The organism is Candidatus Margulisiibacteriota bacterium, from assembly GCA_031268855.1.
In the GTDB taxonomy this organism is placed as follows: domain Bacteria; phylum Margulisbacteria; class Termititenacia; order Termititenacales; family Termititenacaceae; genus Termititenax.
Genome location: JAIRWS010000119.1, coordinates 1 through 5,425 on the forward strand (window position 1 = coordinate 1; position 5,425 = coordinate 5,425).

The 5,425-nt window shown below is 47.0% G+C and carries 4 protein-coding genes and 1 tRNA gene; 4 read left to right on the top strand and 1 reads right to left on the bottom strand.

What is annotated here, in order from left to right; all coding sequences use genetic code 11:
- Positions 1-47 precede the first annotated feature (47 nt).
- Both LBJ25_07030 and LBJ25_07035 read left to right on the top strand, forming a co-directional pair.
- A tRNA-Ser gene (locus LBJ25_07030) sits at positions 48-134 on the top strand.
- 80 nt (positions 135-214) lie between these two features.
- A complete protein-coding gene (locus LBJ25_07035; GenBank protein MDR1453706.1) occupies positions 215-2,080 on the top strand; it encodes a hypothetical protein in 1,866 nt (621 codons plus the stop codon).
- A 10-nt stretch (positions 2,081-2,090) separates the two neighbouring features.
- On the opposite strand, the gene LBJ25_07040 is transcribed toward LBJ25_07035, so the two are convergent.
- A complete protein-coding gene (locus tag LBJ25_07040) occupies positions 2,091-2,531 on the bottom strand; it encodes an Rrf2 family transcriptional regulator (GenBank protein ID MDR1453707.1) in 441 nt (146 codons plus the stop codon).
- Positions 2,532-2,818: 287 nt separating this feature from the next.
- Here LBJ25_07040 and LBJ25_07045 point away from each other — a divergent pair, with 287 nt between their 5' ends.
- Both LBJ25_07045 and cysK read left to right on the top strand, forming a co-directional pair.
- A complete protein-coding gene (locus LBJ25_07045) occupies positions 2,819-4,102 on the top strand; it encodes an O-acetylhomoserine aminocarboxypropyltransferase/cysteine synthase (protein ID MDR1453708.1) in 1,284 nt (427 codons plus the stop codon).
- A gap of 37 nt (positions 4,103-4,139) precedes the next feature.
- Entirely contained in the window at positions 4,140-5,081 is a 942-nt protein-coding gene (gene cysK / locus LBJ25_07050) for a cysteine synthase A (GenBank protein ID MDR1453709.1), read from the top strand.
- The last annotated feature ends 344 nt before the right edge of the window (positions 5,082-5,425 follow it).

Below are 5,425 nucleotides of genomic sequence, written 5' to 3' on the forward strand. Positions count from 1 at the left end.
GTGTTATTTTTATTTTCGCAGTTGTTGTATAATTTCAATTGACTTTCGGAGGAGTGGCAGAGTGGTCGATTGCGGCGGTCTTGAAAACCGTTGTGCCCTCGCGGGTACCGTGGGTTCAAATCCTACCTCCTCCGCTCGCGCCTCTGCGCGAGCGACGCCTACGCGCAAGGTATAAAAATATATAATCTGGGTAATAAGCTTAACGAGGAGTCTTATGGCAGATGATATACTAACTTACAGACTAAACAATAACAGTCCGTTCCAGCAGTTTGATCAGTATTTTGGTCTGGGCGCGGACGGTAAGATTACCAAAGCGGAGTTTAATAATCCGTTCTTTAACCGCAGAGAGTTCGTCAAAGAGGCTGTTCGGCAGGGACGGCTGACAACACTGCTGAACACAATACACAATTATTTTACAGGCGGAGAAAATACGAATTCCGAAAGCGCAAAATATGATAAAAATCTCGCAGATACGCTGTTTCAATTAATTGAATCGGAACAAAATAATAATATTGGCCAAACTATTTCTAATGCTTTAGTTAATAACCATATGCTCGTATATAACTTATTTAATGCCGGACTCAAGCCAGACCAAGCATTATCGGATTTACCGGATAGAAGCACGAATCTTGTACATATGTTAAATAACTCTGATGAAACTATAAGCCGTAATGCCTATAATTTATTAAAGACTATGTTCGAAACAAAAATTTCTCTGACGGAAACCATATTAAGCTACAAACTAAACCGCCCTAATTCTAGACAGCAACAGCAATATATTGACGGCCTCGAAAAGTTTTTGATAATGTATTGTGATGAAAATGCCAAGCATCTGTATGGGTACAGAGACTCAACTTTCGTTAGGTATAATAAACTCTCACCCAGACAGTCTGATGAGACTATTATATATAAATTTGCCGAAATAAAAGATACAATATTTAGAAAATTACACATAGAGAACAAAACAGTTTATTTTCAGCAAAATAATGTTATTAGCTCAAGAAGCTTAATCCCTGTATTAATAAACACCCCGCGAAGCACCTCGTATGCCAAAATGTTGACCAGATTTGATGAGAAAACAGGAACAGAAGCTATCTATAGTTATAGCTATGGCGGACAATATGAACCATACGGAATGCTTACTATACAAAGACTGGATCTTGATAGCAGCATACCAAGCGCCATCTTAAGACGGCACTTAAATGGACGCCTGGATAGGGCATTAAATACCATACAGCAAACCATGAATGTTTCCGCCTCGGAAGCAGAGCAAATATTAATAAATTTTGTCTGTAATACGGTAAAACAAGATGTGATAACTATTGATGAATATTATAACTCTCAAACATCACACGGCGCCATTATTCCGACAGAACAACACTATGTTAATGGCTTGCCGGTACAATATAATACTCAAGCCAGCCCTCAGCAATTAATCTCGAAATATAACAAATATTATGACACCAGTGTAATGATTTACGCCAACAAACTACTTGTAGACGGGACGAACCATTTGCTTTCGTCGGGTAGCACTTTATTTTACGGTAATGACAGCTCTGGCCAATCCGGTATTTTTGCCGCCATTCCTATGAAGGACGATGATATCGATCTGGAAATGCTTCTGCCTAAACCCCAACCTCTACCCCGCCCTGCTCCCGCGCCTCTACCCGCACCAGCTCCTGCGCCGGTAACACAAACCCTAAGTGATCAGGGTGTATGGAATATCAAAACCGTAAATTACGGACAGAGGATACGAAACAATGGCCGAAGCATAGAATTTGCGCTGAATAATTCACTCCGCAAAGGCGAAAATACGACCCTGACTTTTACCCTGAACACAGACGGACAGCTTCAGGCCACGGTAATCTCCGCCAGCAAAACCACGAACTATACGGAGCATAAAGATTTGCTGTATCTGACACAGACCATGATCAATGATCACGAGCATGCCAATATAAGGTTCAATTCATTACTCCAGCAATATCAGCCCGGCCATAGAGATTACGATCGTGTTTATCCGAAAACTTACGGCTCCGCCGGAATTCCGGTTATCAACGCGTTAAAAGATTTGATTAGTTAGTATTATTTAATCAAATCGAATAATTCAACGCGGCGCTAGCGTTGAGCGCGTCATGGGCGATGTCTTCCAGCGAAACTTCGTCGATAATATCCGTGACCGCTTTGTTCACTTTAGCCCAGACCGGCTTAAAAGCGCAGGTCTCCAGATCGCGGCAATTTTTGTAAGCGCTGTTCAGACAGTCGATCGGCTCCACGGGCCCGTCAATGTGTCGCACGACCGCGCCCAGCGTGATCTTTTCCGGCGCGGCCGCCAGAGCGTAGCCGCCCATATTGCCACGGCGGCTCTCGATAAAACCGCCTTTGCGCAGATCCGCGAGCACCTGCTCCAAAAACTTCAGCGGTATGTCCAGTTTTTTGGACAACTCCTGCGAGGAAATAACGCCATTAGCGCGGCGCAAAGCCAATTCCAGCAAAACCTTCAAGGCGTAATCACATTTATAAGAGACCTGCATATTCAAATTATACCAAAAGAGTAGGAATTAGACAAATAGCCCTTGACAAAATTGCGTTGACACGCTATTATTCATATTATGTCGATAGGAATTATATAAATTGCTATCCAGCAAGAGGTGAAAAAATAAATATTGGCGGTTTTTCTGTTGTATTTGGTTAAAAGATTTGAGGCATAAATTTTTGCTCAGGAGGTGAACGCCGAATAAAAAAGTGTTTTAATTGTATCAAGATTTGGGCTAGATCGTGACAAAAAGATGAGTTTAAAAAAAACAATCAGGAGGAAAACATGACTTATAAAGACGAGACAATATTATTACACGGCGGGCAGACTGTCGACCCAGCCACGCACGCGCGGGCGGTGCCGATTTATCAGACCACGTCTTATGTGTTCGAGAACGCCAAAGACGCGGCTGATCTTTTTGGCCTGAAAAAATTCGGCAATATTTATGGACGCTTGATGAATCCCACCTCGGACGTTTTTGAAAAACGTCTGGCCGAGCTGGACGGCGGCGTCGGCGCGCTCGCGCTGGCTTCCGGCCAGTCCGCTATCACGCTGGCCATTATCACTCTGGCGCAGGCCGGCGACGAGATCATCTCTTTCGACAATCTTTACGGCGGCACTTACAATTTATTTCACCACACGCTGCGCAAGCTGGGCATCACGGTAAAATTTGTGGATTCCAGCAACCCGCAAAACATCGCGGCCGCCATTACGGACAAGACCAAAGCTGTCTATGCCGAGAGCATCGGCAATCCCAAAAACAATGTGACCGATCTGGACGAGCTGACAAATATTGCTCACAAACATAATCTGCCAGTGATTTTGGACAACACCGTTTCGCCGTATCTGCTCAAGCCTATTCAGCACGGTGTGGATATCGTGGTCTACTCTGCCACTAAATTCATCGGCGGCCACGGCACCAGTCTGGGCGGCGCGATCGTGGACGCCGGCAAATTTAACTGGGCGGTCAAAGAAAACGGTAAAAGCAAATTTCCGCTGATCGCCGATCCCGATCCCAGTTATCACGGCCTCAATTTTGTGGAAGCCCTCGGCAATCTGGCTTATATCTTAAAAGTACGCACGACAGTTTTGCGCGACATCGGCCCGGCCATTTCGCCGTTCAATTCTTTTCTATTTATACAGGGGCTGGAAACTTTGCATCTGCGTATAGTTCGCCATGCGGAGAACGCGCTGGCTGTGGCGCGACATTTGGAAAAACAGCCCAAAGTAGCCTGGGTCAATTATCCGGGACTGCCCTCCAGTCCGGAATATAAAAAAGCGCAAAAGTATCTGCCCAAAGGCGCGGGCGCGATATTAGGTTTCGGTCTCAAAGGCGGCGCGGCGGCTGGCGAAAAATTTATTGACAATCTCAAATTATTCTCCAATCTGGCCAATGTCGGCGACGCCAAATCTCTAGCCATTCATCCGGCCAGCACGACCCATCAGCAGTTGAGCGCGGAGGAGCAGCTTGCCACCGGAGTGACACCGGATTTTGTCCGGCTGTCGATCGGCATTGAGCACATCGACGATATTATCGCCGACATCGAGCAAGCGCTGGCTGAAATATAACGGCCAATGATCTTAAAAATAAAAAAGGAGTAAAAAAATGAGCAAAATATATGAGAACATTACTAAAACGATCGGCAAGACACCGCTGGTCAAATTAAATCGCTTAACCGAAGGGCTAAAGGCTACCGTGCTGGTCAAACTGGAATCTTTTAATCCCCTCTCCAGCGTCAAAGACCGCATCGGCCTGGCGCTGATCGAGGATGCGGAAAAAAGAGGCCTGCTCCAAAAAGACACTGTCATTATCGAACCGACCAGCGGCAACACCGGCATCGCGCTGGCTTTTGTGGCCGCGGCCAAAGGCTACAAATTGATCCTGACCATGCCGGACACGATGAGTTTGGAACGCCGCCAGCTTTTGAAAATTTTCGGCGCGGAGCTGGTGCTCACCGAAGGCGCCAAAGGCATGAAAGGCGCCATCGAAAAAGCTGAGGAGCTGCATCAGAACATTCCGAATAGTTTTGTGCCCCAGCAGTTTAATAATCCGGCCAATCCGGAAATACACCGCCAGACCACCGCGGAAGAGATCTGGAATGACACGGACGGCGCGGTGGATATCATCGTCGGCGGCGTGGGCACTGGCGGCACGATCACCGGTTCGGCTGAGGTCATCAAAAAACGCAAACCCGCGCTCCTGGCTATCGCGGTGGAGCCGACAGACTCGCCGGTGTTATCCGGCGGCAAACCCGGCCCGCACAAGATACAGGGCATCGGCGCCGGTTTTGTCCCGCAGGTCTTCAATCCGCAGATCATCGATGAGATCATTCAGGTCAAGCACACGGACGGCGGAACCGCGGCCAGAGAATTAGCTAAAAAAGAAGGTATTTTGGTCGGCATCTCCAGCGGCGCCGCGCTCTGGGCGGCTCTGGAAGTGGCCAAGCGGCCGGAATCCGCCGGTAAAACTATCGTCGTGGTGCTGCCTGACACCGGCGAGCGTTACTTGTCCACCTGGCTGTTTCAGGAAGACACGCCCGCGGCTTAAATCAAAGACCGACAGGTTGGAGCACCTGTGTGTTCCAGCCTATCGATCCGGGCAAATAAATATTTAGGAGGCGCTACAAAAAATTAAAACATTTGTTTCTCAAATTTAAGGGACATTCCCAATTTAAAAAATATCAAAAACAAGGATACCTTACCAGACACACTGAAAGTTTTCCCAGGAAAGGCAAAAAAATGAAGTTAAAAAAAGCCATTCTCCTTACCGGAGCGCTGGCGGCCATAGGTTATGCTGGAACTCTGGACACCAATGATGTGAATGCGCGAAATAATCCCGCTCTGGGCGGCAACCCGGCGGTCATCGCGGTCAATAAAAAAACCGCTGTCGAG

What these genes read in the sequence shown, in the direction of transcription:
- LBJ25_07035 (MDR1453706.1), top strand. Translation starts at nt 215, where the DNA reads ATGGCAGATGATATACTAACTTACAGACTAAACAATAACAGTCCGTTC.
- LBJ25_07040 (MDR1453707.1), bottom strand. Translation starts at nt 2,531, where the DNA reads ATGCAGGTCTCTTATAAATGTGATTACGCCTTGAAGGTTTTGCTGGAA.
- LBJ25_07045 (MDR1453708.1), top strand. Translation starts at nt 2,819, where the DNA reads ATGACTTATAAAGACGAGACAATATTATTACACGGCGGGCAGACTGTC.
- cysK (MDR1453709.1), top strand. Translation starts at nt 4,140, where the DNA reads ATGAGCAAAATATATGAGAACATTACTAAAACGATCGGCAAGACACCG.